At 62.4% G+C, this 25,040-nt stretch carries 28 protein-coding genes and 3 tRNA genes; 12 read left to right on the forward strand and 19 right to left on the reverse strand.

Translation table 11 applies throughout. From position 1 onward, the window contains the following. Positions 1–3 precede the first annotated feature (3 nt). The 6 genes from AC1XDK_RS02000 to AC1XDK_RS02025 are packed head-to-tail and all read right to left on the reverse strand — an operon-like array spanning position 4 to position 4,012. On the reverse strand, positions 4–429 hold the full coding sequence (locus AC1XDK_RS02000; protein WP_483348101.1) for a 30S ribosomal protein S19: 426 nt from the start codon (positions 427–429) through the stop codon (positions 4–6). Then, the gene (locus tag AC1XDK_RS02005; protein ID WP_231185234.1) at positions 426–1,148 is read right to left on the reverse strand and encodes a 50S ribosomal protein L2; all 723 of its coding nucleotides are present in this window, start codon (positions 1,146–1,148) and stop codon (positions 426–428) included. The genes AC1XDK_RS02000 and AC1XDK_RS02005 overlap by 4 nt, the downstream gene beginning before the upstream one ends. A 2-nt stretch (positions 1,149–1,150) precedes the next feature. Beyond that, positions 1,151–1,402: a 50S ribosomal protein L23 gene (locus AC1XDK_RS02010; protein ID WP_395283763.1), complete on the reverse strand. Its 252-nt coding sequence runs from the start codon at positions 1,400–1,402 to the stop codon at positions 1,151–1,153. Continuing rightward, a complete protein-coding gene (rpl4p, locus tag AC1XDK_RS02015) occupies positions 1,399–2,145 on the reverse strand; it encodes a 50S ribosomal protein L4 (protein WP_483348102.1) in 747 nt (248 codons plus the stop codon). Before rpl4p ends, AC1XDK_RS02010 begins: the two co-directional genes overlap by 4 nt. 3 nt (positions 2,146–2,148) lie before the next feature. Next, positions 2,149–3,165, reverse strand: a complete 1,017-nt coding sequence (locus tag AC1XDK_RS02020) for a 50S ribosomal protein L3 (protein ID WP_483348103.1) — start codon at positions 3,163–3,165, stop codon at positions 2,149–2,151. 4 nt (positions 3,166–3,169) lie between these two features. Next, entirely contained in the window at positions 3,170–4,012 is an 843-nt protein-coding gene (locus AC1XDK_RS02025; RefSeq protein WP_483348104.1) for a putative RNA uridine N3 methyltransferase, read from the reverse strand. A gap of 212 nt (positions 4,013–4,224) precedes the next feature. On the opposite strand from AC1XDK_RS02025, the gene AC1XDK_RS02030 reads away from it, so the two are divergent. The 7 genes from AC1XDK_RS02030 (at position 4,225) to AC1XDK_RS02060 (ending at position 7,879) form a co-directional block, all read left to right on the forward strand. Next, positions 4,225–4,295 (forward strand) — tRNA-Gly (locus AC1XDK_RS02030). Between the two features lie 363 nt (positions 4,296–4,658). Continuing rightward, a tRNA-Gly gene (locus AC1XDK_RS02035) sits at positions 4,659–4,729 on the forward strand. A 163-nt stretch (positions 4,730–4,892) separates the two neighbouring features. Then, on the forward strand, positions 4,893–5,318 hold the full coding sequence (locus AC1XDK_RS02040) for a pyridoxamine 5'-phosphate oxidase family protein (RefSeq protein WP_483348105.1): 426 nt from the start codon (positions 4,893–4,895) through the stop codon (positions 5,316–5,318). A gap of 72 nt (positions 5,319–5,390) precedes the next feature. Further along, positions 5,391–6,014, forward strand: a complete 624-nt coding sequence (gene dps / locus AC1XDK_RS02045) for a DNA starvation/stationary phase protection protein Dps (protein ID WP_483348106.1) — start codon at positions 5,391–5,393, stop codon at positions 6,012–6,014. Positions 6,015–6,102: 88 nt separating this feature from the next. Beyond that, complete coding sequence (locus tag AC1XDK_RS02050; RefSeq protein WP_231185241.1) at positions 6,103–6,414, forward strand: MTH1187 family thiamine-binding protein; 312 nt, start codon at positions 6,103–6,105, stop codon at positions 6,412–6,414. 50 nt (positions 6,415–6,464) lie between these two features. Then, the gene (gene mch, locus AC1XDK_RS02055; RefSeq protein ID WP_483348107.1) at positions 6,465–7,397 is read left to right on the forward strand and encodes a methenyltetrahydromethanopterin cyclohydrolase; all 933 of its coding nucleotides are present in this window, start codon (positions 6,465–6,467) and stop codon (positions 7,395–7,397) included. Next, the gene (locus tag AC1XDK_RS02060; protein WP_483348108.1) at positions 7,394–7,879 is read left to right on the forward strand and encodes a double winged helix-containing putative transcriptional regulator; all 486 of its coding nucleotides are present in this window, start codon (positions 7,394–7,396) and stop codon (positions 7,877–7,879) included. The genes mch and AC1XDK_RS02060 overlap by 4 nt, the downstream gene beginning before the upstream one ends. Before the next feature lie 517 nt (positions 7,880–8,396). Here AC1XDK_RS02060 and AC1XDK_RS02065 read toward each other — a convergent pair. From AC1XDK_RS02065 to AC1XDK_RS02090, 6 genes are all read right to left on the reverse strand, one after another. Further along, positions 8,397–8,954 carry a dihydrofolate reductase family protein gene (locus AC1XDK_RS02065; RefSeq protein WP_483348109.1) on the reverse strand — a complete coding sequence of 186 codons (558 nt, stop codon included), beginning with the start codon at positions 8,952–8,954 and terminating at the stop codon, positions 8,397–8,399. A gap of 102 nt (positions 8,955–9,056) precedes the next feature. Further along, a complete protein-coding gene (locus AC1XDK_RS02070; protein WP_483348110.1) occupies positions 9,057–10,703 on the reverse strand; it encodes a GTPBP1 family GTP-binding protein in 1,647 nt (548 codons plus the stop codon). A 90-nt stretch (positions 10,704–10,793) separates the two neighbouring features. Continuing rightward, positions 10,794–11,792, reverse strand: a complete 999-nt coding sequence (locus AC1XDK_RS02075; protein ID WP_483348111.1) for a restriction endonuclease — start codon at positions 11,790–11,792, stop codon at positions 10,794–10,796. Between the two features lie 67 nt (positions 11,793–11,859). Then, complete coding sequence (locus tag AC1XDK_RS02080) at positions 11,860–13,281, reverse strand: BGTF surface domain-containing protein (RefSeq protein ID WP_483348112.1); 1,422 nt, start codon at positions 13,279–13,281, stop codon at positions 11,860–11,862. Between the two features lie 164 nt (positions 13,282–13,445). Continuing rightward, positions 13,446–13,991, reverse strand: coding sequence for a J domain-containing protein (locus AC1XDK_RS02085; RefSeq protein ID WP_483348113.1), 546 nt, complete (start codon positions 13,989–13,991; stop codon positions 13,446–13,448). Positions 13,992–14,071: 80 nt separating this feature from the next. Next, positions 14,072–14,578, reverse strand: coding sequence for a GNAT family N-acetyltransferase (locus tag AC1XDK_RS02090; protein ID WP_483348114.1), 507 nt, complete (start codon positions 14,576–14,578; stop codon positions 14,072–14,074). Positions 14,579–14,709: 131 nt separating this feature from the next. Between AC1XDK_RS02090 and hmgA the strand changes: the two genes are divergently transcribed. Next, positions 14,710–15,921 (forward strand): hydroxymethylglutaryl-CoA reductase (NADPH), encoded by a 1,212-nt coding sequence (hmgA, locus tag AC1XDK_RS02095; protein WP_483348115.1) that lies wholly within the window; start codon positions 14,710–14,712, stop codon positions 15,919–15,921. Positions 15,922–15,953: 32 nt separating this feature from the next. Here the strand turns inward: hmgA and AC1XDK_RS02100 are convergent, their stop codons facing one another. Both AC1XDK_RS02100 and AC1XDK_RS02105 read right to left on the reverse strand, forming a co-directional pair. Then, positions 15,954–16,475, reverse strand: a complete 522-nt coding sequence (locus AC1XDK_RS02100) for a DUF5817 domain-containing protein (RefSeq protein ID WP_483348116.1) — start codon at positions 16,473–16,475, stop codon at positions 15,954–15,956. Between the two features lie 26 nt (positions 16,476–16,501). Continuing rightward, a complete protein-coding gene (locus AC1XDK_RS02105; protein WP_483348117.1) occupies positions 16,502–17,083 on the reverse strand; it encodes an NUDIX hydrolase in 582 nt (193 codons plus the stop codon). Between the two features lie 170 nt (positions 17,084–17,253). Between AC1XDK_RS02105 and AC1XDK_RS02110 the strand changes: the two genes are divergently transcribed. After that, positions 17,254–19,014, forward strand: coding sequence for a hypothetical protein (locus AC1XDK_RS02110; RefSeq protein ID WP_483348118.1), 1,761 nt, complete (start codon positions 17,254–17,256; stop codon positions 19,012–19,014). 30 nt (positions 19,015–19,044) lie between these two features. Here the strand turns inward: AC1XDK_RS02110 and AC1XDK_RS02115 are convergent, their stop codons facing one another. From AC1XDK_RS02115 to trmY, 4 genes are all read right to left on the reverse strand, one after another. After that, a complete protein-coding gene (locus AC1XDK_RS02115) occupies positions 19,045–19,749 on the reverse strand; it encodes an SDR family oxidoreductase (protein ID WP_483348119.1) in 705 nt (234 codons plus the stop codon). A 66-nt stretch (positions 19,750–19,815) separates the two neighbouring features. Continuing rightward, positions 19,816–20,538 (reverse strand): profilin-fold protein, encoded by a 723-nt coding sequence (locus AC1XDK_RS02120; RefSeq protein ID WP_483348120.1) that lies wholly within the window; start codon positions 20,536–20,538, stop codon positions 19,816–19,818. Between the two features lie 96 nt (positions 20,539–20,634). Continuing rightward, positions 20,635–20,707, reverse strand: a tRNA-Pro gene (locus AC1XDK_RS02125). Positions 20,708–20,757: 50 nt separating this feature from the next. Then, on the reverse strand, positions 20,758–21,354 hold the full coding sequence (trmY, locus tag AC1XDK_RS02130) for a tRNA (pseudouridine(54)-N(1))-methyltransferase TrmY (RefSeq protein WP_483348121.1): 597 nt from the start codon (positions 21,352–21,354) through the stop codon (positions 20,758–20,760). Positions 21,355–21,495: 141 nt separating this feature from the next. On the opposite strand from trmY, the gene AC1XDK_RS02135 reads away from it, so the two are divergent. Then, a complete protein-coding gene (locus AC1XDK_RS02135; protein WP_483348122.1) occupies positions 21,496–22,149 on the forward strand; it encodes a hypothetical protein in 654 nt (217 codons plus the stop codon). Here the strand turns inward: AC1XDK_RS02135 and AC1XDK_RS02140 are convergent, their stop codons facing one another. Next, positions 22,150–23,058, reverse strand: a complete 909-nt coding sequence (locus AC1XDK_RS02140) for a glycosyltransferase family 2 protein (protein WP_483348123.1) — start codon at positions 23,056–23,058, stop codon at positions 22,150–22,152. Positions 23,059–23,291: 233 nt separating this feature from the next. Here AC1XDK_RS02140 and AC1XDK_RS02145 point away from each other — a divergent pair, with 233 nt between their 5' ends. Beyond that, entirely contained in the window at positions 23,292–24,587 is a 1,296-nt protein-coding gene (locus AC1XDK_RS02145) for a tRNA pseudouridine(54/55) synthase Pus10 (RefSeq protein WP_483348124.1), read from the forward strand. A gap of 164 nt (positions 24,588–24,751) precedes the next feature. Further along, positions 24,752–24,961, forward strand: coding sequence for a hypothetical protein (locus AC1XDK_RS02150; RefSeq protein ID WP_483348125.1), 210 nt, complete (start codon positions 24,752–24,754; stop codon positions 24,959–24,961). Positions 24,962–25,040: the final 79 nt, after the last annotated feature.

The following is a 25,040-nucleotide window of genomic DNA, read 5'->3' on the forward strand; positions in this document are numbered from 1 at the left end:
GGTTTATTTGAGTGGCACGAACTTCGAGGAGCGGGTCGCACCGATTCCCGCTTGTCCGTGTTCGACCGAGTTGCGGGTCAGCTGGAACTCACCGAGGTAGTGTCCCAACATCTCCGGCTCGATTCGCACGCGCTCGAAGTCGCTGCCGTTGTAGACGGCGAACGTCTTGTTGACGAACGACGGGAGCACGGGCATGTCGCGCAGGTGCGTCCGAATCGGGCTGTTCGCCGATTCTTGCTCGGTCTTCTCCTGGGCCTTGTCGAGCAGTTTCTCCTGCTCGACGGTCAACCCGCGAAGGATGCTTCGCCGCATTCGTGCGGGCAGCAGTTCCGCGACTTCCTCAAGACTCATGTCCTGCAGTTCGTCGAGATCGTAGCCGCGATAGGTGAACTCACCTTCGCGTCCTGTTCGATAATCGCTTCCGCTCATTTGTTACCTCCACGTCCGGTTCGCTTGGACGCGATGTCTCCGACCTTTCGTCCCGGCGGAGCGTCTCGGGAGACGCTCTTCGGGCGTCCGGGGTGCTGGCGGCCACCGCCACCGAACGGGTGGTCCACGGCGTTCATCGCCACACCACGCACGTTCGGCCACTTCGTGCCGCGCGCTTTCATTTTGTGATACTTGTTACCGGCCTTGACCATCGGTTTCTCCGTCCGTCCGCCACCGGCGACGACGCCGATGGTGGCACGGCACTGGGGCGAGAGTCGTCGGACTTCGCCGCTCGGGAGTTCCACGATGGCGGCCTCTCGGTCGTGCGTGATGAGGTTCGCGCCGACGCCGGATGCGCGAGCGAACTTGCCGCCGTCACCGGGCTGGCGCTCGACGTTGCACACCGGAACCCCTTCCGGGATTTCGGCGAGCGGGAGCGTGTTGCCCGGCTTGATTTCGGCGGAAACGCCGACCTGAATCTCCTCTCCGACGCCGACGCCTTCGGGTGCGAGGACGAGTCGCTGGTCGCCGTCCTCGAACTCGATGGCCGCGACGGGGGCACTGCGGGCGGGGTCGTGTTCGATACCCACGACCGTCCCGGTGACCAAGTCGCTGTCTTCGGCGTTTTTGTGGCTCAGTTCTGCTTTGTATCGGTGCGACGGAGCACGGAAGGTCGGTCCCCCGCGTCCACGTCGCTGTCCCTGAATCCTTCGTCCCATTATCAGAACACCCCGATTCGGGAGGCGACGTCCTGTGCGTCGTCGTCGTCCGACAACGAGACGGTCGCCTTCTTTTTACCGTTCATCGTGACTTGGGTGTTGATCTTCTCGATGGTGACATCGTAGCGGTCCTCGATCTCGTCGCGGATCTCCGGCTTCGTCGCGTCGAGCGAGACGATGAACTGGAGCTTGTTGTCGAAGTCCATCTCGTTCATCGCCTTCTCCGTAACCCACGGATATTCGACGACGCTCATCGGTCTGCCACCTCTTCGAGTGCGCTTTCGGTCCAGACGGTCAGTCGTCCTGCCTGCGTCCCGGGCGCGAGGTCTTCCGCGTTGACCTCACGCGCCGTCGCGACGTCGGCACCGGCGAGGTTTCGCGCTGCGCGCGACGGTTTCTCGCTGGTGACGAACAGGATCGACTTCGGCGTCTTGTACTTGCGGCCACGGGTCTTGCCGCGTCCGGCACGGACCTTCTTGTTGTCCTCCGCGCGTGCGATGTCGGCGTCGATGCCGACCGCTTCGAGGAAGGAAACGACCTCTTGGGTCTTCACGAGGTCTTCGAAGTCGTCGCTCACGACGAGGGGGAGTTCCGTGTCCTCGTCGAAGTCGTGTCCGCGCTCCGCGACGCGTTCCGCGTCCGTGGTCGCCGCGATGGCGCTACGGACTGCGAGTTTTCGCTCCTTCTTGTTGATCGAGAGGGAGCGGTCTTTCTCCGCTTTGGGCGGGTGTGCGACACGGCCACCCACGGTGAATGGAACGCGAGCACCTCGTCCGTTGGTTCGCGGGACGTGGGCCATACCGCGGCCACTGCCCGGCGACTCGGCGGAGGTACGCATCCCGGCGTGGGGGTCGGTACCGTAGTCCTGTTTCCGGTTTGCCTGTGCGGCGAGTACTGCACGCTTGATGAGGTCGGTGCGGACGGTCGTGTCGAACACGTCCGGCAGGTCGACCGTATCAGCGTCCTCGCCGTTCAGGTCACGTACTGTTGCCTGCATGGATTATCCCTGGTTGGACTCCGTACTTACGTAGCGCACCTCGGGGTCGAGGCGCGGTTGGTCGGTCGGTCGAACAGCAGGGCGGAAGCGCACGAGGCGCTTGTTCGGGCCCGGCACCGAACCCTTGATGAGCGCGTACGGACCATCGACCTCGCCGTAGTTGACGAAGCCACCGTCGACGGAGGCTTCATCGTCGTCGCCGAGGGAGATGAGACGCTTGTTGAGTTCGGTACGCTGGTGGTAACCCATCTGACCCAGCTGCGGAACCGTCGAGCGAACGCGCGACGGATTCCACGGGCCGAGGTTACCGATGCGGCGTCTCCAGCCTTGGCGGGCGTGTTTGCCCTTCCGCTTCTGGACGCCCCATCGCTTGACGGGACCCTGCGTTCCTTTTCCTTTCGTGACGCCGCTGGTGTCGAGGTACTCGCCCGCGCGGAACACGTCAGTGATGTCGTGTTCCCCGCCGTCTTCGAGTAGCTCGAGGGCGAAGTCCGCGCGGTCCTCGAGGGAGCCGCCGCCGACTCGCGTTTCCATGACGTCCGGTCGTTTCTTCGGTACGTTCGTGAGGTCGCTGGGGACGGTGTGCGTGATGACCCGGAGGTCAGCCACGTCGCCTGCCTCGATGGCCGCGCGGAGGTCCTCCTCCGCGCCGTCGGCGTCGTGGTTCTCCGGAACGTTGAGCGTGCGGCCGAGTTCGTCGTGGAACTCGGAGCCCCACACTTCCGTCAGTGGTTTCTTCCCGTACGGCGTGTCTTCGTAGGCTCGAAGAGCGACGGCGCGCATCGGGGGCGTTTCGACGATGGTGACCGGTACGGTCTCCTCCATCCCTTCGCGGGGGGAGTTTGCCTCGTCGTTGACCATCACCACGTGGGTCATTCCAGCCTTGTAACCCGCGAATCCCTGCAGCGACGGCTGACCGTCACTGTCGGGCCACGAGTTGAAGCGCGGAACTTCGCTCGTCGCGCGCTTTCGGGGGCCGAAGCCCAGCGAACCTTTGCGTGGTCTGCTTGTTTCTGGCATCGTATCACTCGATGTTGAGGGTAAGGCTCGCGAGGGAGGCGAACATCGCTTCTTCAGTTCGTATGACCTCGCTGCCTTGATTCGGAACCGTATTCAGCCAGAGGTCGAACCGGGCTGGTACGCCGGATTCGACCGCGGAGATACCTTCGGGGGACACCCCGAATATCTCCGGCAGTCCTCGACCTGGCGAGCCGAATGCGACGGTCATTCCGTCGCGTTCGGTTCGTGTGACGACTTCTCCGAGTCGTTCGACGGAGAGCGGTTCTCCGTAACGCGACGTGGCGATCGTAACGCCAGCATCGTCGCGGTCGAGGGCCGCCGAGAGGTCCATGCGCATCACTGTGAGCCCCGGGATGGGGTCGTCCACGAGCTTCGCACGGACCGGTCTTCTCGAAGAGATCCTGACGGTAACGCGTTCCCCCTCGCCGACCGTCATTTGCGACGGAACGACGAGTGAGATCGGGTGTTGCAGTCCGCAATTGACCCGAACGCGCCCTTCAGGTCCGACCTCGGTCACGATTCCCTGTCTTAACGACCCCGAACCCTCCGATTCGGAGCCGGTCTGCGATGAGGCGCGGAGCGGCGGTAGGATGCCCGCGTACTCCAATTCGTCCCGCCTTCCGAATACCTCCTTTCGAAGGTAGGGCGGTGTGGCGGCGTACTTCAGTATGGTTTCGACGAATCCAGCGCCCCACTTCCGTTCGCCTTCCCCGTCGGGGAAGACGACCAAGCGGTCCGCCCGGAACACGGTCGCCGCGCGGGCGACGTAGCCGATTTTGCGAGTTGCCTCGCGTTTGTCTTCGGCTTCCCGGACGAGGGACGATGGTACGAGTATGCTGACTGTCATACCGTTACGCTTCGACGCCTCATCACTAGACTGTAGCGAAGTTTTCGTACTGACGGTTAAAAGAGTGCCGCTTCGGATTTGGGCGCGTGACGTATTCACACGGCCCAAATCATCGAAATCAAGAGGAATTTGGGAGTGAGTTTCACACGTGCAGCACACCAACTCGCAAGTCTTATACAGTAGTCGGGAATACGAAAGAGTGCAAGCAACCTGCGCTGGTAGTGTAGTGGTATCACGTGACCTTGCCATGGTCACAACCTGGGTTCAAATCCCAGCCAGCGCACTTTTACCGAGCACAATACGTTGAGCGAAAGGTGTTCCTCTCGCTCAACTTCGTGCGAAGGAAAGTCGTTCTGTGGATTTGAATAAGACCAGACGCATGCCTGCGAACGAGCAACGCGAGTGAGCAGGACCGTCTGGGCGTAGTTCACAATCCCAGCCAGCGCATTTTTCGAACTCACGACGACGAGCGGCCGCTGTTTCTCGGTACGATGGTGATTTTTGCTTCGTGCACGCGCGGGCGAAGGTGAATACCGCTACCGACGGCTACGAATCACCTCGAAATCACCCTGTCACCTCGCTTGCGTAATGCATTTATACCCACGCGTGGCAAGATGGTAATGTCGCAACACGCGGCGAACGAAACGCGCTGGTAGTGTAGTGGTATCACGTGACCTTGCCATGGTCACAACCTGGGTTCAAGTCCCAGCCAGCGCACTTTTCACTGACGCAAATCCGTAAGCGACCGCTGTTTCATGCGAGGGAATTTCCTCGCCGAATATACGGACTACATCATCCATCCCGTCCATGAAAACCCAGCCGAGTCGTTTTCTACCGCCGAGTCGTACGGATTCGCATGCAGGGGCTACGGTGGGTGCAGATGACGGACGAAGAACTGAACGACTTCCTCGGAATCGGCGGAACGGGTGTCATCTCGTTTTCGACACCTGATTCGGACCCGCCGTTCACGTTGCCGATATCGTACGGCTACTACGCGGAGACGAGAAGTCTCTACTTCCGTTTCGCGTTTCCGCCGGGCAGCGAAAAGGAGGCGTTGCTCCACGACCCGATTTCGTTCGTCACGTACGAGAAGAGGAAGGAGGGATATCGGAGCGTCGTCGCGAGCGGGCGGCTGGAGGAAGTGGACGACTTGCCGTACGATTCGGCCGTCGCCCAGCGCATGTGGGACGTGGACATTCCGCTGGTGGACATCTTCGAACAACCGCCCGAGGACGTGGCGTTTCGACACTTCCATCTCGACCCGGACAGTTTGACGGGGCGAAAGGAAGTGAGCACGGACGAGTGATGTGCAAACGTCACGAAAGTGCCCACAATACTCTTGCCCGAATCCGTCCTTCTGAGTATCGAGGTGGGGAGAATGAGTGACACACAAGACGAACGACCAGCGCGGATGTTCTTCACACAAAACGACATCGCGGACGACGAGCGACGGGCGCTCGTGGAACTGCTGAATCAGACGCTCGCGGACACGACGGACCTGCTGACGCAGACGAAGTACGCCCACTGGAACGTGAAGGGGCAGAACTTCTACCAACTCCACCTACTGTTCGACGAGTTGGCGGACGAACTGTTCGAACACGGGGACGATATCGCGGAGCGAGCGACCGCACTCGGCGGAGAGGCGCGGGGAACGGTTCGGATGGCGGCGACGACTTCGCGGATTCCGGAGATACGAACGAACGCCGTGACCGGCTTGGAGTACGTCGAGGCGTTGGCGAACAACCTCGCGCTTCACGCCGCGAACCTTCGGGGCGGTATCGACGCCGCGATTTCACACGGGGATCAGGATACCGCCGACCTGCTGACCGAACTCTCCCGCGAGGTGGACAAATACCTCTGGTTCCTCGAAGCGCACCTCCAGCGGGAGCCGATACAGTCGGCGAACGGAAGGAGGGAATCGGAGCAAACACCGCCGCAACGGCCGGAAGCACCGCAACCGGAACCGCGGCGCTACGAACAGGGACCGCAATCGACGCGATAGCGGTTCGGTCACGGGGTATTTTTCGCACATCGTCCGAAGCGCTGGTGCAACCCACACGTTCAGGGGACTCGGGAACGACGGTGAGCGTATGACGGTAATCGCACTGCTGTCGGTCGCACCGGTCACGGAGGGAAGCATGGCGAGCGAAGTCGCGAAGGCGGTCGACGCGCTCGACGAGTTCGACGTGTCCTACGAGACGAATCCCATGGGCACCGTCATCGAGGCCGATTCGGCGGACGAACTGTTCGCGGCGGCACAAGCCGCCCACGAGGCCGTCGACGGTGACCGCGTGAGTACGGTACTCAAAATCGACGACAAGCGAGCGCGTGACCAACGAGCACGCGAGAAAGTCGATGCGGTCGAAGCCGAATTGGGACGAGAAGCGAAACGGGAGCGCTGACGCGGCCGCGAACCCGGAACGGTTTACCGGATGACCACCAATCCCGAGACATGGAGAGTCTCAATCGGATGGCGCTCGAACTCGTAGACGAGACCATCGACTTCGCGGACGAACTGAACGTCGCCGCGTACGAACTGGACAACGAGGCGACCGTCCTCGACTTCGGCGTCGAAGCGACCGGCGGGATGGAGGCTGGACTGCTCCTCGCCGAACTCCAGACGGCCGGATTGGCGACGATACAGACGCGGATGAAAGACGTCACGGGCGCGCCGATACCGCACGTCGAACTCTCGACGGACCACCCGGCAGTCGCCCTGCTCTGTTCACAGAAGGCGGGATGGGAACTCACCGTCGAGGACTTCGAGGGACTCGGAAGCGGTCCCGCACGAGCGCTGGTCGCGGAGGAGGACGAGTACCGCCGCGTCGGCTACACGGACGCGTTCGACTTCGCCGTCCTCGCCGTCGAATCCGACACGCTGCCGACGGAAGAAGTGGCGGAACACGTCGCCGACCTCGCGGAGGTGGAACCGAACTCGGTCTATCTACCCACGTTCGCCACCGGGAGCATGGCGGGGAGCGTCACCGTCGCGTCCCGTGCCGCCGAACTCGCCGTCTTCCGCCTGACGGAACTCGGATACGACCCGCTCGACGTCCGCTCGGCGATGGGATCCGCGCCTGTCGCCCCCATCAGCTACGACGAGGAGACGGCAATCGGACGGACGAACGACGCGCTCGCATACGGCGGGAAGGTCCACCTCACCGTGGACGAGGGGTTCGACCGCTTCGACGAACTGCCGTCGTCGGCGGGTGACGAGTACGGCACGACGTTCGAGACGTTCTTCGACGAGGAAGGATGGGACTTCGATGAGATTCCCGAGAGCGTCTTCGCCCCGGCGCAGGTGACGGTGGACGTGGTGAACGGACCGACACACGTCCTCGGGGAGACGAACGACGACCTGTTGGCGGAGAGCTTCGACCTGTGAAGTTCAAACCCGTCCCGGAAGCGCCCGAAAACCTCGATTTCGTGAGCGACGTCCAGCGTGCGGTGCCGATGGTTCCCGGCACGGAGGACGACTGCTGTGCCCGGTTGATGCGACGAGTCGGCTTCCAAAGCCGGGACACCGCGCGGACGTGGCTCACGTTCCTGCGGGCGCTCGAACTGGCCGAGGAGACCGAAAGCGGGTTCGTTCGCCGTCGCCGCGACCCGGACGAGGCGGAACTCGCCGATGCGTTCCGAACCCGCGTGTACGGCGTCTCGACCGTTCTGAACGCGCTGTCGGGAGACGAACCGCTCGACAGCGACGCCGTCTTCGAGGGGTTCGGCGAGGAGATTCCGACGTGGGAACGCCACAAGGACCCGACGCGGGTGGAAGAAGTCTGGCGCGAACGAGTCGGAAACATGCTGGAGTGGGCGGTGCTGTTGGGCCTCGCGGAGCGGTCGGGTGACGGCTACCGGCGGACGTAAATATCAAAAACGAACCGACGCCCAGCGGTTCGCCTTCGAACGCCCCGGTCCGTCTCGCGTCGGGAGGAAAAACGGGGTTCGTAACCGGGATTTTGCGAAGGATTCCGAGTCCGGACACGAGACCCCACGGTGGGACATTTTTACCGACCCGTTGCGTACGTATGGAGCGTGCCTATCGACACGCTGCTCTTCGACTTGGACGACACGCTGTTGGAGTACGAACAACGTTCGGGGGACGTACTCGCGGCGTCGTTCGACCGCGTCGGAGTCGACCCGTTTTTCGACGTTCCGACGTACCACGCCCGTTACGACGAGTTTCTCGAAGCGGGACTGAGCGTGGACGAACAGCGCCCCTCGCCTTGTAACGTGGTATCGAGTGGTTTATCCGCCATCTATCGAACGTTCCGTGACCGATCCCTTTTCACGGACACCGACTCCCCGGACCGAACGTCATCATCCCTCCAGTCGTCAGATTCCGAGAGAAGACTAGCTGTCTTCCCGAGTAACACTCATCGAGTTACTGCACTTCGTAGGTTAAAACCGCAAAAATATCACCGTATTTTTCTACGTTCGTCAGTCTCAAGGGCGGGTCGGTAATCCTGCGCGGCAGTAGTGGTGCACCCGAACCGAGCGTGACGGGCGCAACGGTGAGAATGATTTCGTCGAGGAGACCCGTCTCGTGGAATTGTCCGACGAGGTCACCGCCGCCGACGAGCCAGACGTTCTTTCCGGCTGCTGCCTTCACCATATCCGCATGGACGGGTGCGACATCCCCCTGCACGAAGTGAATGTTCGCCCCATTAATCTTCGGCAATTCCCGACTACTAAACACCCAAGTCGGAACCTCATACGGCCATTGTTCCGGGTCCTCCAGTAGGTTTTCGTGTTCAACGATCCACTCGTAAGTCATCGAGCCCATGGCCAAGGAGCCAACCTGTTCTATGAACTGCGGGTAGTCGTCCTTCGCACCTTCGATTTCATCGATCTCCCCGAACTGGAAGAGCCAGTCGAGTGAACTGTTCTCGTCGGCGAGATATCCGTCGATACTCGTCGATGTGTAGTACTGAGTCTTCATCCTTTCAACCTCGGCTTAAAGGCCGTTCTGGCGTATGAAGGCTGCGCTACCAGCGCATCACGCGCTGGCTTACAAACTCCAGAAGATCAGCGACGAGTTCGATTACCCGGCCGGATTCACGTCGGTCACGGTGCCGACGCCCTTGCTCTGTCCTTCGCGGAAGACGAACCGCTGACCTTCCTCGACGAGGTAGGGACGGAACTTGAATCGGACTCGCGTCGTGCCCTTGTCGCCGGGAAGGAGGTGGCCGCCCTCGGGTTCGAAGACGGCGGTTTCGCTGACCGTTTCCAAGTGGACGACGGGTTCGTAGCCCGTTCCGATTCGGGTCGGATGGTTGAGGACCATGACTTCGGCCTCGAACTCGCGGACGGGGTCGGGGTCGGAATCCGCCGGAAGCAGGACCATTCCGCGTTCGATTTCCGATTCCCGGACGCCCTTCAGCGCGATGCCGACGATGCGGCCCGCCTTGGCCTCGTCCACGCGGTGATAGTGCATCTCGATGGAACGGACTTCGACGGTCCTGAACTGTCCGTCCGACATGGGGCCGAGAAGCAGTTCGTCGCCCGCCTCGACCGACCCGGAGTTGATGGTTCCGCTGGCGACCGCGCCGACGCCGGTCACGCTGTAGCTTCGGTCGATGTACATCTTGAACTCGCCGCTGTCGGCCGTCGTCTTCGGCAGTCGCTCGAACATCGTATCGAGCGCGTCGAGTCCGTCCATCGTAACCGCGCTGGTCAACAGAATCGGGACGACGTTCTCGTCCACTTCCTCGATAGCGACGTCGACGCCGTGACGTTCGACGCGGAGCGGCACTTTACCGACCTCTCGGAGCAGGTGTTCGACCTCGCGTTCGACCTCGGTGGCGCGCTCCTCGCTCACCGTGTCGGTCTTCGTGATGGCGACGATGGTCGGGAGTTCGGTCGCGAGCAGGATGCCGAGGTGTTCGCGCGTCGTCTTCGTCGGACCGTCGTCCGCCGCGACGGTCAGCAGGCCGTAGTCGAGTTTCTGGCCGACGAGTCCCCGAATCGTGGTGCGAAGCCACGGTTCGTGGCCCACGGTGTCCACGAAGGAGACGAGACGGTCGCTCTCCTCGACCACCCGTGCACGGTCAGATTTGCGATGCGGGTTGTCCATGCGGACCGGTCCGTCCTCGTCGTCGAACCCGTACACCGCATAGGAGAGGTCCGCGCTCAAACCGCGTTGGACTTCGTGCGGTTGCACGTCGAGATAGCCCCGCGTCCCGCCTTCCCCGTCGTCCGCCTGCCCCGTGACGAGACTGCCGACTAGCGTGCTTTTCCCGTGGTCGACGTGGCCCGCCGTGCCGACGACGATGTGTTCGCTGTCGATGTCGAGGACGGCCCCTTCCCGAATCGTGGCGACGCCGACCAGTCCGCCGCTCCCGTTCCGCGTCGAGGCGCGGATGCTGGTTTCGTTCGCGTCGATACCCCACGTTTGCACGTCCTCGATGTGTGCCCCCGCCTCCTCGGCGAGCAGTGACAACACGTCCATCGATTCCGAAAACGCGTCCGGGTCGATACCGGCCAAGCCGCCGTCGTCGGTCACGCCGACGACGTACGTTGCCACACCGTCACCGGAAAGGACACGGTGGCGTAGTTGCGCGGCCAGACTTTCCATCCGCCCGTGGGCGAGGTGGATTTCCCTCGTGAGTCGTTCCTTGAACTCCACGCTGCCGCCCTCCTGCTCTCCTCGGTCGAGAGCGCGTTGTAAGGCGGCGCGGTCGGCGCTCATGGAGGCGAATTAGGGACCACAGGTCAAAAGGGTTGCCCGCGTTACAGGCCGGTTTGCACGGCATCGGTACGATGCGCTCGGGAGTTATAGTTAGGTCTCGACGGCTACCGTCTCGTCGTGGGTGAACTTCGTTCGGACATGGTCACGTCGGAGTCGCCCCGTCGTGACGATGGTCGCGTTTGTAGCGTCGTCGTCGATGGAGAAGACGAACCAAACGCTCACCGATTCACCGCTGTCGAGGACGCTCGGCTGAAAGCCCTCGGTGTCGTTGAGGGGCTGGTAGCCTCGAAGCGTTCCGTTCGAACGGAGCGCGAACGCCTGCGGTCGGAGTCCGAGCGAGTCGTTCCCCGAATTCGTGACGTTCATCGAGACGAGAAGGAACTCCGTTCCGTCATCCGGTTTGTACACTCCGTTGCCGCCTTCCGGATTCACCTTCGAGACCCGCTTTGTGTTCCACCGAACGTCGAGCGCGCCAGTCGCGTTGCTCGGTGCGGTGGAGTTCGCGGTGACGTTCCACCCGCCGGTCCGCACGTCGCCGCCGGTGCCGAGAATCGTGGGTGCGACGACGACAGTAGCGACGATAGCGAGAACGGCGACGAAGACGCCGGCCACCGCTTTCCGCGATATTCCCTCCGGAAGCGAGACCGAATCCGGGAGCGAAAAGGGGAGTGAAAAGCCGTCTCCGTCTTCGTCGTCTCCGTTGGAGCCGTCTCCGTCCTCGACGAACCCGCCCACGAGGTCGTGTAGTTCGCGGGCCTCGACGATAGTTCGGAGTTTCTCGCCATCGACCAACTGGACGCCCGCCTGCGAGCCGATTTTTCCCGCGTCCTCGCTGAACGTTCCTGGCGTGACGATGGCTCCCTCGTCGACGCCGTACTTCTTGCAGATCATCACGAACTGCTGAAGTGCCTGTCCGCTGACGCTCTCCCCTGTTCCGGGATCGGCCCAGATGAGTCCTTCCGCGCCGTCGCGTTGGAGGGCGACGAACGATTCGCCGGACTTCTCCGTCACCGTCGTTTGCCAGCCCTGTTTCTCCCAGAGGGCAGCGACGAACTCCGGAAATTCGTCGTCAGGAATCTGTCGTATCATGGTCTGAAGCGGGCCTCCCGTTTTATGCAGGTATGATCAACCATAGTATAAAAACTATCGGACACGTTCATCGTGCCCGACGAAGGACGAGAACGGCCCCCAACACGAGCGCCACGAACGCGGCAGGAACGTCGAATCCCGGTAAGCCACCCTCCGAAACCGACTGTGCGGTGATTGGTTGCTCGGTTTCGACGGGGGGAAGCGCCATGGTCGTGGTGGTCGCTGTCGTCGTGTTCGTCGTCGTAATCGTGTTCGTGGTGGTCGTCGTAGACGTAGCGGTCGTCGTTGCTGCCGTCGTCGTGATTGTCGCGGTTGTCGTCGTGGTCGTGGTCCGTCTGGCGGCGACGACGCCGGTGACGGTCCTGTCTTGGTCACGGAGTTCGATGCTGAAGGAGGTTCCCGGTTCGACGCCGCCGAAATCGAACGTCGCGCCGAACGTCCTCCCCTCCGTCACCGTCGCCGTCTTCGGCCAGAAGAACGAGTCTTCGCCCGTATCGTAGGCGGTCACGTTCACCGTCGTTCCGGGCGCGCGGTTCGTCGTCCCACCGATTCTGGTTTCGTCTTCGACGACCAGTACGTCGCCCGAGTAGTCCAACGAGACGCGAGGCTCCTCGACGGAAAGGGTCGCCGTCGCTCGCTCCGGCTCCGAAACTAATCCGTTTTCCGCGCCGATTTCGAACGTGACGTCGTACGTATCTCCGGATTCGATGTCGTGCCCGTCCGTGTCGAGTATCAGGTACATCACGTCGTTTTCGTCGTCGAGCATCATTCGCGTCGCTTCGTCGCCGTCGAATTCGTTCGGAACGGTGTTACGATGGGCGTTCGTTTGGTGGAAGTGAACGCTGACGTTCTCCCCGCTTCCGTCGAGCATCGACTTATCGAGGAACCCCGACATCCCGGACACGTTGACGGCGAGAACGAACTGGTCGCCCTTCGCAACCGTCCCGTTTTCCGTCGCGGATGCCGCTTTCCGTAGCTCATTCGCGGTTTCGAAGTCGTCGGGATTCACCGTTTCCGGTTTCGGTAACACTCCCGTCCACGCGTCGCCCGTCTCACGTTGTTCGACCGTGAACGAACCGATGTCCTGTGTGACCCCATCGACCGTGACGTTCATATCGTACACGCCGGGTTGGAGCGGTCCGGATTCCGACGGAATTCGAACGTTCGGCGTGCCCTTGATGCTACCCGCTTTCAACGAAATTGCCTCGTTCGGGTCGTCGGCCCAGTACGTGTTGAGGTCGAGCGTCGTGGTGCCCTTCGTCACGTTCACCTGTACCCAAAATCCCTGTTCGGGCGACCCGATGTTGACCGTCGCCGCTTTCGAAGCGTGGACGGTGATCGAAATCACGTCGCCGCGGTCGTCGCTGGGTGACCGTGTTTCGAAGTTGGCACTTTTCCCGGCCGCACCGACGGACGACATCGGTCCCACGAGGAGCGAGCAGAGGAAGAGGACGACGACGAACAGCGAAACGACTCTGCGGCCCCGCATCAGATGACAACCTCTCGGTGAATTTTGGAGAGGGAGGGGCGAAACGACAGATTCCGGCGGATACGAGGGACGATAGCCGGGGGCGATAGTGTCGGCATGGTTTAGTACGGGATGTGTTATGAACCATCCGTAATAAATTCGTCCGTCAGTACCGCGACTGATAATCAGCGGTCGGTGCGAACGCGTTCGTACGCCCTATTGACACGTTTGAACGCCTCTTCGCTCCCGTCCGCTCGGTCGGGATGAACGCGTTTTACCTTCTCACGGTACGCCTGCCGAACCGCGTCCTCGTCCGCGTCGGCATCGACGCCGAGGATTCGATAGGCCTCCTTCGGACTCGGCCTGGGCCGTCCGTCGACCGTAGCACGCCCGCCTGCCGCCCTCCCACCGGTCCGTGCTCGACCTCCTGCTGTCGCTCCTTGCTGTCCCGCCGCTTGCCAGCGCGCTCGTTCGCGTGCTTGCTGTCGCGCCTGCTCGCGTGCCGCACCCGGCGACGGGCCGAACCCCCGACGCGGTTCTCGATACGCCTCGCGTTCGACCTTCTTCGCGAGTCGCCCCGTGGCGTGATACCACAGGATGGCCGTCGTGATACCGAACGGGACCGCGAAAACGATGAGAACAGGATTGTACGCGAATCCCAGCGAAACCATCGAAACCGTGATTCCGGCGAAGACGGCGGCCATGCCGAGCAAGAGACGCGACCTGTACACGGTTTCGCTACGAGTGGATGGGTGTTAAGCCTCTCGCCGCCAGCAGGTTCGGCGAGGGCGCTCGAAACGACCCGTCTCCATCACTTCGAGAACTGGTGATAGTAGACGACGGCGTCGCACGTTCCGCCGGTGAACAGGTCGACGACGCGCTCTTCGATCCGTTCGAAGCCGTTGGCCTCGAAGAACGCACGTCCGCGTTCGTTTTCGGTGAAGATGGGAGCCGACAACTGCGTGAATCCGCGCTCGCTCACGCGGTCCTCTATCGCGGCGAGGAGGTCGCTTCCCACGCCCGTCCGCCACTCGTCGGGGTCGACGTAGATGCTCCGTATCTCGCTCTCTCCGACGCGTTCGGGGTCGATGTCGGTGGTGGCGTAGGCGAACCCGACCAGTTCGCCGTCCGCGACCGAAACGAGGAACATCGCATCGTCGTCATGGAGTTGTGCTTCGAGTCGGTCCGAACCGTACCACTCCTCGAACGCGACGTCCTGTTCCCTTTCGGAGAGGAAGCCGTATGAGTCGTCCCACGCCGAACGAACGATGCGGCGGATGTCGCTCACGTCGTCCACCGTCGCCGGTCTGATTGCCATACGGACTGAACACCCACGACGAATAAAATGGTTGCTGGCCGGTTCTGGGAGACTCGGGGATTCGGCCGAGTGTCGGGGGCCGCCCGACGGAATGGGCAACTGTTAGGGGATGGGACGACAACCGGCGAATCATGACCGATGCAGACGACCTCGCGGAGCGGGTACTGGCGGGAGACCTGCGCCTGCACGAACTCGAAGACCACGCGGACCACGACACGGCGGCGGCGGCGCGCCGGAAACTCCTCGAATCGGAAACCGGGGCGTCCCTCGACACCGCCGGAAAGTACGCGTTCGACGCCGAGGTGGCCGAGAACAACATCGAGAACATGGTCGGCGCGATTCAGGTCCCGCTCGGCGTGGCCGGGCCGATTCCCGTCAGCGGCGGGTCGGCGGACGGCGAACACTACCTCCCCCTCGCCACGACGGAGGGTGCCCTTCTGGCGAGCGTTAACCGCGGCTGTTCCGTCATCCGTACCGCAGGAGGCGCGGACGCCCGCGTCACGAAGAACGGGATGACCCGCGCGCCGGTCTTCCGCGTGGAGGGCGTCGCCGAGGCCGAGGAGGTCGTAAGCTGGGTTCGCGGGCACCGCGATGACCTCGCTGAAGCCGCGGAGTCCACGACCAGCCACGGGGAACTCCTCGACGTGACGACCTACGTCGTCGGCGACTCCGTGTTCCTGCGGTTCGTCTACGACACCAAGGACGCGATGGGGATGAACATGGCGACCATCGCGACGCGGGAAGCCGCCTCGCTCGTCGAGGAGGAGACGCCCGCGAGTCTCGTCGCGCTGTCGGGGAACCTCTGTACCGACAAGAAACCGTCCGCCATCAATGCCGTCGAGGGACGCGGCAGGAGCGTCACGGCGGACGTCCACGTCCCGCGAGAAATCGTCGAGGAGCGCCTTCACACGACGCCGGAAGCAATCGAAGAGGCGAACACGCGAAAGAACCTCGTCGGAAGCGCGAAGGCCGGGAGCCTCGGGTTCAACGCCCACGCAGCGAACGTCGTCGCGGCGGCCTTCCTCGCGACCGGGCAGGACGCCGCGCAGGTGGTCGAGGGAAGCAACGCCATCACGACCGTCGAAGCCCGCGAGGACGAACTGTACGCCAGCGTCAGCATCGCCAGCCTCGAAGTCGGCACCGTCGGCGGCGGCACGAAACTACCCACGCAATCGGAAGCGCTCGACGTGTTGGGCCTCCGCGGCGGCGGCGACCCCGCCGGAAGCAACGCCGACGCGCTCGCCGAAATCATCACGGTCGGCGCGCTCGCGGGTGAACTCTCCCTCCTCGCCGCGCTCGCGTCACGACACCTCTCCAGCGCCCACGAGGAACTGGGTCGATAGGCGAGCAGCGGAAGTAGATACCGAGTGCGGGTTCAAATCCGACGATATCGCCCGCGACTCTCGCTGATTTCGCCGCGCCGAGCGAGTTTGGCGAGTGCCGTTTCGACGTACTCGCTCGAAACCCCGCGTTCGCCCGCGTATCCGACCACCTCCCCTTCGGTCGGTCTGTCGAGGGTCGTGAGCGCGTCGAGAACCACCTGTTTTTTGCTCGTGCTGGTACTTCGACGGGCGTCGCGGTTCGCGGCCTCGGTGACTTCCTCGGAATCGACGCCGGAACGGTCGAGGAACTCCTCGTCGTCCATTCCGGCCTCGTCGGCCTGCGAATCCATCTCGGCGAACGAGTCGAGTTCGGCGAACGCCTCGCCGTGTCCCTGTCGGTTGGCGAGCATGGACGCACGCACCTCGCGAGCGTGGTCCTCGTCGTCCGTTTCCACGAACTTCTTCAGTTTCTTGAAGGTTCGGCGTTTCCCACACCGCGGACAGCGCGTCGTTTCTGGCCGCCCATCGACTATCCACAGGTTGCTACAGCCGTTACAACCCACGACGCTGTACATACCGTTTCGTTCCGCGCCCTCCCTGTTCAACCCTCCGCTCGCGGTGACGTCTCTCCCTCACCGAGCAGTTCGTAGTAAAGGACGCCGAGGACGGTTCTGCCGTCGTACACGCCATCGGAGGCTATCTCCTCGCGGAGCGCTTCGAACGTCGTCGTCATCGACCGGATACTCTCGTTGTGATCCAGTTCCTGCTCGCCGGTCGGCACGCAGTCGTACGCGACGAAGAAGTGATGGAGGCTGTCCGCGAACCCGTTCGCCGGTTCGACGGTCGTGAGGTGGCACACTGTCTCCGCCTCGTATCCCGTCTCCTCGACGAGTTCGCGTCGGGCAGCGGCCGGTAAATCCTCGTCGTCGGGTTCCACGCCACCGACCGGCAACCCCCGAGACACGCGTGACACCGCCTGTCGCCACTCCTCGATGACGACGACGTCGTCCTCCTCGGTGAAGGGGAGGACGACGACGCTTTCGGGTTCCGTCAGGTAGTCGAAGTCGGTTTCGGTGCCGTCCGGCAGGCAGACCTCCTCGTTTCGAACGTCGAACCCCGGACACGAGTAGGCGACGCCTGATTCGAGCGTCTCCCACGCGAGCGGGTCGTTCTGGGGAGCCATACCGGATTTGTTCCGAGCGAACGCAAAGGCACTTCGGTTTCGAATGTCGTTTGAACTGTGATTCTCCACGGTTGTCAAAAACTCCCCAGTAAGCCGTCGTTGCGCTCGTATCGGCGGAAGAACGGTTGTCGTGTTTTATTCGACTCGGCGTGGAATCCTTTCGGGGATTCATGAATTTCGAGCGGATAAGCAGACGCGGGGTACTCGCGGTAACGGCCGGGGTGGTGGGGACGGCGGGAACGGTTCGGACGACGTCCACGGCCGAAGCGGGGGGAACGAACGCGAACGAGAACGGAACGACCAGCCACGTCGTCGTCTTCGGTGGCGGTCCCGACACCGTCATCGAGTACGGACTGACGGTGAGCGGGCGGCTACGGAAGAGCGGGCACAGCGGCGGTGCGCCCATCGACGACCGATACGTCACCGTCGACGGGGAGGACAGCATCTCGAACCGAGGACAGCACGCCAGCGGAGCGGTCGCGGGCGGAGGAGACGCATATCGCTTCACGGGGCGGATTACCCGGTTTCGGGTCTCGCTCTCGTCCGCCCGGCAGAACGAGGTCAGCGTCTATCTCGACGGTCGCAAGGTTCGACCGGACGAACTCGGCGACGCACCCTCCGCCAGAGCGCCCGTCGAGTTCCTCGACTGCAACACCGCGCGGGTGACCGGGACGTTCCGGGGGGTTCGGATGCACACCAGTTTCTGGGACGAGGCGGGACTCGGCACGAACTGGTTGTTCCCGGGAGCGGTCAGCGGAACCACCGTCCTGCATCCGACGGCGGAACACGACCCCTATCCGTTCGCGATAGACTCGGTGAGCCTCGACACCCGGAAACTGGAGACACCGGGGCAACCGGCGAAGTTCACGGCGGACAATCCGTATGCGGGTCCGTGGTGTCGCGAGGGGGGTGCGCCGAGCGGAAAACTGCCGAATCACCTCGTCATCTTCGGTGGCAGTTCAGGCAACGTCGTTCGCTACGAGTTCGCCGTAAGCGGTCGCTTAGCGAAGAGCGGGGACGCCGACGGTGCGCCCATCGCCGATCGATACGTCACCGTCGACAGTGAGGACGTACTGTCCGGGAACCGCGCCCGCGGAGCGGTCGCCGGGGGTGGAGATGCCTACCGATTCTCCGGGGACCTCACCGCGTTCGAAATCGACGGCGACGCGACCGTCTACCTGAACGGGCGACGGGTGAACCCGGACGAAATGGGCGGTGAAGGCGGCGGAGCGGATGGAGGCGAAGGAGGAGATAACGAAATGGAAGACGACAACGGAACACAGTCGAAAGGTATCGAATTTCAGGGTTGCAAAAGGGCGGTCGTGACGGGCGACTTCGAGCGGGTGACCGTCAACACGTCGTGGTACGCGTCGGACGGCTTCGCCACCTCGTACAACGAAATCGGGCCGGTGAGCGGTCGAACGCAAATCAACAGGTCGAACGTCGGTGACATCGGGGAGTCCGGGTTCGTCATCGTCACCATAGCCGCCTACGAGTCGGGAAGCGCCGAGCCGACGATATCGAAGCGAAACCCGAACACGGAAGCGTGCAATCGGAAGCTTCGTCCGGCGACGGAAACGACCGAGACGGAAACCGAAACGGGGGAAGAAACCCGGGAAACGACACGGGAGTCGGGGACCACTCGGCAGCAGACGAGCGAACGGACGACGAAACCGCGGGAAACGACCGATGCGTCCAGCACGTCACGAGAGCCGAGTACGTCCGTAGAAAGTACGGCGAACAGCACCCCCGAGGCGACGGATACCGGGGGCGGAACGTCGGGAGGAAGCGGAGGCGGAACGAGCGAAAGTGGAGTAGACATCGGGGAAACGAGTGGAAGCGGGACGAGTGGGAGCGGAAGTGGAGGCGAAACGAGCGGCAGTGGAACGAGCGGGAGCGACAGCAGTGCGAGCGGAAATGAGAGTGCGTGAGCCTCCCCGTCCTCGGGGAACGAGCCGAACTCAGACCGAATCCGTCAGACCACCATCGACGCGGATGTTCTGTCCGGTGACGTAACTCGCCGACGGTGAAACGAGATACGCGACGGTATCCGCGATTTCCGTCGTGGCCGCGGGGCGGTCCATCGGAATCTTCGCCCGCGTCTCGTCGTCCACCTCGTAGCTGTCCACGAAGCCGGGAAGCACGGCGTTCATACGGATTCCGTCGGCGGCGTAGCGGTCGGCGTACAGTTTCGTGAAGCTCCCGAGTCCGGCACGGAGGACCGAGGACACCGGGAACTCGTGGCTCGGCTCGAATGCCGAAAAAGTGGAGATGTTGACGATTGCACCCTGACCCTGTTCCCGCATGACCGGCGTGACGAGTCTCGCCGTTCGAACCGCGTTCAGGAGGACGAGGTCGAGTCCGTCGTGCCACTCGTCGTCCGAGATGTCGAGCAGGTCGCCAGTTGCAGGGTGTCCGGTGTTGTTCACGAGCGCGTCGACGCGTCCGTATCGTTCCGTCGCGGCCTCGACTAGCGCGGCGAGGTCGTCGGTGTCCGTCACGGAGCCTTCGAACCCGACGCCGCCGAGGTCCTCGGCGACGTCGACCGCTGCACCGGATTTCGAGAGTAAAACGGGCGTGTAGCCGTCGTCAGCGAGTTCTCGTGCGCACGCTTCCCCGATACCGCGACCGGCGGCGGTCACGACCGCTATTTTTTCCGAAGTCATATCCGAAACTCATCGGCAATGGGTTTGTGCGTTCGGGAAGCGGTTCGAAATTTGACACTGCGGGAGTTACAACGAGACCTTCGAGAGGTCGGCTTCCAGTTCGTCCACGTAGTCGTTGAACGCCTCCACGAACCCTCGGAAGTCGTCCGCGAGTTCCCGAACGTCGGGTGCCGACGGCGGTTCGTACTGCGAGACGAGATACGTGCCACCCTGTCCGCCGACGCGGAGGTACGAGGCCCTGCTCTCCTCGCGTTTCAACTCCCACCGTTTGCCGTTGACCCGTGCCGTGAACGTACCGTAATCGACGCCGTCGTAGCGATGGAGTTCACCGGCCATCACGTCCGAAACCTCCCGAATACGCCCGACGACGCGGTTTCGCTCGGAGACGACAGTGTCGGTCGATTCGACCCTCGGGAAGTCCGTCGAGACGTCGTCCAAGACGCCCTCCTTGGACTCGACGTGGGCGTTGTACGACGCGACGAACGCGTCGTAATCCCGCATCGCCGTCGCGAGGTCGTCGGGGTCCGGCGGTTGTTTCGAGGAGACGACGTACGTCTCGCCGCCCGCCTTCCCCTCGAAGCGGAGATACTGGATGTTCCCGGCCTCGTACTTGAGCGTCCACTCTCCCGCACTCGTTTTGAACGTTTCCTGACCGTAATCCCCGCCCTGCAACAGCGCGAGTTCGCGCGCAATCGTCCCCGCGTGGTCCGTGACCGCGGCGACGACTTCGTCCCGCTGTCCGGCGATTTCCTCCGTTTTCGTGATGTCGAATTCGATTCCCTCGCTCATGTTGGTGAGCCTACGGATGGAGCGGGGTTAACCGTGGTGACTCGGTGGTACAAAATCGAGAGCGTCCACTAGTTGAGTAGCGTCGTGAGGTAGAAATGGGCCGGCGCGAATTCGAATCGCGGTTACGGCCACCCGAAGGCCGAAGGATACCAGGCTACCCCACCGGCCCGCGATTGAAAGATGGAGTCACCCACCTTTAACGGTTGCGAAACGGGGGCGTCAGTAGTCGGTGTAGCCGCCCGTATCGAGGTAGTTGTGAGCGACCGTCATGGCGTGATTGCCGTGAAGGAGCGACGGTCCGAGTCGGACCCGCGCGTCGGACGCATCCGCCAGCAAGTCGGCCTCCTCGTCGGTGAAGTCGCCGTGGTCAGAGAGGACGAACAAGGGATTTTCCGGCGGTTCGAGGTCGACTACGGGCGTTCCGTCTTCGTGCAGTTCGACCACGGTGGCTTTCCTGCTCGCTTCCAAGAGAACCGTCTCGAAATCGCGCTTCGAGACGAAGACGCCGGGCGTGCTTTCGGCTTCCATGTGGCCGATAGCCTCGGATTTCGCCTCCAACGCCTTGCGGACGAGTGCCGCCGTGCTTCGCTCGTCGGGATTGAGACGGCGGAGTTCGCTTCCCTCGAATCGAATCGTCAGTTCGTCCTGCATGACTAAAAAGAGGCGTACGTCGCTCCGGAAATCGTGCGAGAGGAAGAATGCGCTGTTGACGCACCGACAGAGGGCGTCGAGTCGCCCCGCCGCACCCGCCAAATCGTCGAGCGAGAAATCGGGTGTCGTCGGAGCGTCGTGACCGAGAACGATGAACTGTCGCATACCTCCACTCGTCCCGGCGGGCGTAAGTCGTTTCTGAACGTCGGCGACGATCTGGTTTCACACCGCTTCCCTACCTCGTCGGCCCCAGCGTTTACGTGACAGATTGCCGTCGTATCGACGCCGGACTCACCTGATGATACAATGACCGACGATACACGACACACACGGCGGACGTTCCTCGCTGGAGCGAGCAGCGTCGTCGGTGCGACCCTCGCATCGACGGCGGCAACGGCACAGGACGGAACCACGACCGACACGGCACAGAACAGAGCGATGCGACAGATGGTCACCCGTCAGTCGAAACTGTTCGAGAACAACTACGCCGGGCAGTTCGTCATCGTCTCCAACGTGAAGAAAAAGGAGGCGAGCCCCGACGTCATCTCGACGTGTGACTTCCCGAACTGGAACGCGAACGAGACGTGGGTGTACAACGGCGTCTTCATCGACAACCTCGGCAAGGAGAGTACGTCTCAGCAGTCGGTGCGAACGGACCTCTACATGAACGGGAACAAAGAGCAGATCGAAATCGGCCAACCGTTCATCATCAACAACACAAAGACCTGCTCCGGCAACTACATCGGCCTCGAAGCAGAGTCGATACCGACGTACGCCGCGAACGGACAGCCGGTGGGTCCGACCGTGACCAGAACCGACCAGGAGAATCCCGGTTCGGGCGGGTCGAACGACTCGGGGGGAAGCAGCGAAAACACCAGCGGTCAGCCCGGATTCGGCGTTCTCGCCGGGCTCGCGGGCATCACCGGGTTGGGTCTCAAACGGGCGTCCGACGAGGACTGACTACTCGCCTTCGCCGAAGTGTTCGTAGACCCACCCCGCCGTGGCGCTGAGGCGTTTCAGGTACGCGATGAAAAAGAGCAAGACCACGTCGGTATTCGACAGCGAGGTTCCTTCGGTGACGTTTTTGTAGAATCGAATCGGATGCGGCGGGAGGTAGTTTCGCGGGTTGAGAAGGCTCGGTTTCTGTACCCGACTCGGATGGTAGCGTTGCATCTGCGCTCGGCCACGACCCAGACGGAAGTGCTTTTTCAGGAGCGCGGGAAGCGACGAGCGGGCGGGGTGATACATCGTAATCGCGGGTTGGTAGTGCTGACCGAACCCGGCGTCGTACACCCGATTGCCGAACTCCTGGTCCTCGCCGGAGAACAGTCGGTCGTCGAAGTCCCCCACCTCGTCGAACACAGTTCTGCGGACGAAGAGGCATCCGGTCCCCGAGAAATGCTGTTCTTCGATATACTTCTGGATGGGAAAGCCGAAAATCTGGTTGTATTTGGCGGTGAGCGTGTCTCTTTCCTCTTCGACGTAGATTTCGACGTTACATCCCATGTAGTCCCAGTCGTTCGATTCCATCGATTGGACGGCGTGTTCGAGCCACGTCTCCTCGACGGTCATGTCCGCGTCGATGAATCCGAACAGTTCCCCGTTCGCCTCGGCAACCCCCGTGTTCCGAGCGGCCGCGGGACCCTGAATCTCGTCTTCGACCAAGAGCCGCACACGGTCGGGATACTCCTCACAGTAGCTTCTGATAACGTCACGCGTCTCGTCAGTCGAGCCGTTGTCCACGGCCAACACTTCGTAGTCCGTCGCCGAATATGTCTGGTCGAGAACGGCGTCGAGAGTCATCCGAATGCCCCTTGGGTCGTTGTAGACAGGAATGATAACGGAGACAAACGGCGGCTCGGAAGGCATATCGTCACACTGCGTCACCACGCATATAGCCCCTTCGATTCCTCACACAGCCAGCGTATACGCCTTGACAAATGAATTTGCAACACTGTTTTATCCGAGAGAATGTCAGTTTTGATCGAATTATATCATTCTAGAGTTGTTGCCAATACTGTGACACGAGAGAACCGTGATGGATGCTCGGTCCGGCGTTCGAATCGGAAACCGGTTTATCGCGTGACTCCCACGAATGAGACATGGACGTACTTTCGGCGGCGCGGCGGGTCATCGCGGAGGACCCCGTGTGCGATGCCTGTATGGGTCGGCAGTTCGCCGACCGGAGTTTCGGGTTGACGAACGACGAGCGGGGTCACTCCCTCCGTGTCGCAGTCGCCTTGGAGGACGACGAGGATTTCGAGGAACCGGACGAGGAGTGTTGGGTCTGTGAGGGCCTCACTGACGAGTACGACGACTACGCGGAACAGGTGGCGGAAGCCCTCTCCGACGTCGGGTTCGAGACGTATCAGGTCGGGACGCGGGCACCGCCGTTGGTCGAGGAGAACGAGCGCCTCCTCCGCGAGTTGGCCGACCTTCCCGAGGACACGGGCGAACTGTTCAAATCGGAGTTCAACCGCGAAGTGGGCAAACGGGTCGGGCGACTCACCGACACGGAAGTCGATTTCGAGCGCCCGGACGTACTGGCACTCCTCAACCTCGAACGCGGCGACGTCGACGTGCAGGTGAACCCCGCGTTCGTCTTCGGGCGCTACCGAAAGTTGGAACGCGACATCCCCCAGACTAAATGGCCCTGCCGGGAGTGCGGCGGGTCGGGCAAGCAACTCGCCGAGGGCGGCGGCGAGGAACCGTGTGACTACTGCGGCGGCAGCGGGTTCCTCTACGACGAGAGCGTCGAACAACTCACGACCCCGCCGGTCCTCGACGCGATGGACGGTGAAGAGGCCATCTTCCACGGCGCGGGCCGGGAGGACGTGGACGCGCTGATGCTCGGCACGGGCCGCCCGTTCGCCATCGAGGTGAAAAAGCCCCAGCGACGGAACCCGGACACGGACGAACTCGAACGCGAAATCAACGAGTTCGCGGACGGGAAGGCGGAAGTCGAAGGGCTTCGCCTCGCCACGCACGACATGGTCGAACGTGTGAAGGGACACGACGCCAGCAAGACCTACCGCGCACAGGTCGAGTTCGACGAATCCGTCACGGAGTCGGCGCTCACCGAGGCCGTCCAGGAGTTGGACGGCGCGACCATCGAGCAGTTCACACCGAACCGGGTGGATCACCGACGCGCCAATCTCACCCGCGTACGCGAAGTGTACAGTATCGAAGGGCATCTCGACGACGAGCGACACGGCGAAGTCGAGATTCACGGACAGGGCGGCCTGTACATCAAGGAACTCGTCAGCGGCGACGAGGGACGGACTGAACCGAGTCTGGCCGGTCTGCTCGACGTCGTCGCGGACGTGACCGCACTGGACGTCGTCGCGGTGGAGGGCGAGGAGGAACCCTTCGACCACGACGATTTCCTGCTCGAATAACGCCGTACGTCTGCGGTCCCGGCGGCCGAATTTTTCACCCAATGACCCACCAAACCGATAGAATTAACTCCTCGTAATATGATATGTCGGACGAAGCAGACGGGGTTTCGCCGAAAGGCCAGTGGTCAGAACACTGACCTCGTGTGCTTCGAGCCTATCGAAGCATGTCCGACAACGAACCTTCTCAAGAAAAGCGTACCGCCATCAAACAGGTCGGCCTCCGCTTCCGCGGTATCGACGCCGACGACGTGGACAAGGAGCTTCTCGGCTCGATTCACGCCGTGCTGGACGAGCAGGGGATGCCCGTCAGCAGCATCTCCGTCGAACCGCGCAAGCCGTTCGTTCCCCGGCAGTCGGGGTCACACCAGTCCTGAACGAGACCTAAACCGCGTTTTTTCGTCAGTCGTTCCGCCGCATCTCCGGCCGTTCCCCACCGTTGACCCAATCAGTAAC

This window comes from Haladaptatus sp. HS23 (assembly GCF_056892285.1).

Coding starts and splice junctions, on each gene's coding strand:
- AC1XDK_RS02010 (WP_395283763.1), bottom strand. CDS start 1,402: ATGAGCGTCGTCGAATATCCGTGGGTTACGGAGAAGGCGATGAACGAG.
- AC1XDK_RS02110 (WP_483348118.1), top strand. CDS start 17,254: ATGAATTTCGAGCGGATAAGCAGACGCGGGGTACTCGCGGTAACGGCC.
- AC1XDK_RS02135 (WP_483348122.1), top strand. CDS start 21,496: ATGACCGACGATACACGACACACACGGCGGACGTTCCTCGCTGGAGCG.
- AC1XDK_RS02105 (WP_483348117.1), bottom strand. CDS start 17,083: ATGGCTCCCCAGAACGACCCGCTCGCGTGGGAGACGCTCGAATCAGGC.
- dps (WP_483348106.1), top strand. CDS start 5,391: ATGAGTGACACACAAGACGAACGACCAGCGCGGATGTTCTTCACACAA.
- AC1XDK_RS02040 (WP_483348105.1), top strand. CDS start 4,893: ATGACGGACGAAGAACTGAACGACTTCCTCGGAATCGGCGGAACGGGT.
- AC1XDK_RS02120 (WP_483348120.1), bottom strand. CDS start 20,538: ATGAGCGAGGGAATCGAATTCGACATCACGAAAACGGAGGAAATCGCC.
- AC1XDK_RS02115 (WP_483348119.1), bottom strand. CDS start 19,749: ATGACTTCGGAAAAAATAGCGGTCGTGACCGCCGCCGGTCGCGGTATC.
- AC1XDK_RS02080 (WP_483348112.1), bottom strand. CDS start 13,281: ATGCGGGGCCGCAGAGTCGTTTCGCTGTTCGTCGTCGTCCTCTTCCTC.
- AC1XDK_RS02145 (WP_483348124.1), top strand. CDS start 23,292: ATGGACGTACTTTCGGCGGCGCGGCGGGTCATCGCGGAGGACCCCGTG.
- AC1XDK_RS02025 (WP_483348104.1), bottom strand. CDS start 4,012: ATGACAGTCAGCATACTCGTACCATCGTCCCTCGTCCGGGAAGCCGAA.
- AC1XDK_RS02000 (WP_483348101.1), bottom strand. CDS start 429: ATGAGCGGAAGCGATTATCGAACAGGACGCGAAGGTGAGTTCACCTAT.
- AC1XDK_RS02090 (WP_483348114.1), bottom strand. CDS start 14,578: ATGGCAATCAGACCGGCGACGGTGGACGACGTGAGCGACATCCGCCGC.
- AC1XDK_RS02075 (WP_483348111.1), bottom strand. CDS start 11,792: ATGATACGACAGATTCCTGACGACGAATTTCCGGAGTTCGTCGCTGCC.
- rpl4p (WP_483348102.1), bottom strand. CDS start 2,145: ATGCAGGCAACAGTACGTGACCTGAACGGCGAGGACGCTGATACGGTC.
- AC1XDK_RS02005 (WP_231185234.1), bottom strand. CDS start 1,148: ATGGGACGAAGGATTCAGGGACAGCGACGTGGACGCGGGGGACCGACC.
- trmY (WP_483348121.1), bottom strand. CDS start 21,354: ATGCGACAGTTCATCGTTCTCGGTCACGACGCTCCGACGACACCCGAT.
- AC1XDK_RS02070 (WP_483348110.1), bottom strand. CDS start 10,703: ATGAGCGCCGACCGCGCCGCCTTACAACGCGCTCTCGACCGAGGAGAG.
- AC1XDK_RS02050 (WP_231185241.1), top strand. CDS start 6,103: ATGACGGTAATCGCACTGCTGTCGGTCGCACCGGTCACGGAGGGAAGC.
- AC1XDK_RS02140 (WP_483348123.1), bottom strand. CDS start 23,058: ATGCCTTCCGAGCCGCCGTTTGTCTCCGTTATCATTCCTGTCTACAAC.
- AC1XDK_RS02020 (WP_483348103.1), bottom strand. CDS start 3,165: ATGCCAGAAACAAGCAGACCACGCAAAGGTTCGCTGGGCTTCGGCCCC.
- AC1XDK_RS02150 (WP_483348125.1), top strand. CDS start 24,752: ATGTCCGACAACGAACCTTCTCAAGAAAAGCGTACCGCCATCAAACAG.
- hmgA (WP_483348115.1), top strand. CDS start 14,710: ATGACCGATGCAGACGACCTCGCGGAGCGGGTACTGGCGGGAGACCTG.
- AC1XDK_RS02065 (WP_483348109.1), bottom strand. CDS start 8,954: ATGAAGACTCAGTACTACACATCGACGAGTATCGACGGATATCTCGCC.
- mch (WP_483348107.1), top strand. CDS start 6,465: ATGGAGAGTCTCAATCGGATGGCGCTCGAACTCGTAGACGAGACCATC.
- AC1XDK_RS02100 (WP_483348116.1), bottom strand. CDS start 16,475: ATGTACAGCGTCGTGGGTTGTAACGGCTGTAGCAACCTGTGGATAGTC.